Below are 722 nucleotides of genomic sequence, written 5' to 3' on the forward strand. Positions count from 1 at the left end.
CCCGGATGGCACAAGCGAGGCAACGCGGGAATCCTCCTGGCGGCCGCCACCCGGTGGCCCCGCTCCCTGCCCCTGCTGCATGACCCTGACCCCCACCGCCCCCGCCGCCTCGGTCTGCGCCTGGCTCTCGGCCAGCAACCGCCACCACCCCCTCACCGAGCGCACCGTGCTTGAGCTCTCGCGCCGCATCCAACGCTGGCAGCACCACCCGGAAGGTCCCGCCAAGGCGCCGGCGGCCGTGCGCCGCAGCGCCCTGCGCGCCCGCGACCGGCTGGTGCGCCACAACCTGCGCCTGGTGTCCCACACCTGGGGGCGCCATCGCCACAGCCTGCCCGCGAGCGATGAGGCCACCGCCGATGCCCTGCAGGAGGGGGCGCTGAACCTGATGCGCGCCGCCGAGAAGTACGACCCCGCCCGCGGCTACCGCTTCTCCACCTACGCCACCTTCTGGGTGCGGCGCGGCTTTGCCGAGATCGAGCAGCGCGGCAAGCGCGCCATCCGCTTTCCCGCCGAGAAGGCCGCGCTGGTGCTGAAAGTCCAGCGCCTCAGCCAGGAGCAGGAGGCCACCACCGGCCGGCCGCCATCGCTGGCCTGGCTGGCGGGCCAGTGCCGCCGCCATGGAAAAACCCTCAGCGCCCAGGCCCTGGCGGCGTTGCTGCAGCAGTGGCAGCTCACCCGCACTGGCTCGCTGGAGGCCTTCAGCGCGGACAGCAAGGACAACA

1 protein-coding gene is annotated in these 722 nt (G+C 73.4%); it reads left to right on the forward strand.

The window, feature by feature from the left end; translation table 11 throughout:
* Nucleotides 1–79 precede the first annotated feature (79 nt).
* Nucleotides 80–722, forward strand: a 643-nt coding sequence (locus CJZ98_RS17880) for a sigma factor (protein WP_094592442.1), incomplete at its 3' end; no start/stop codon positions are given.

Origin of the sequence: Vulcanococcus limneticus LL (assembly GCF_002252705.1) — a bacterium.
Taxonomy (GTDB): domain Bacteria; phylum Cyanobacteriota; class Cyanobacteriia; order PCC-6307; family Cyanobiaceae; genus Vulcanococcus; species Vulcanococcus limneticus.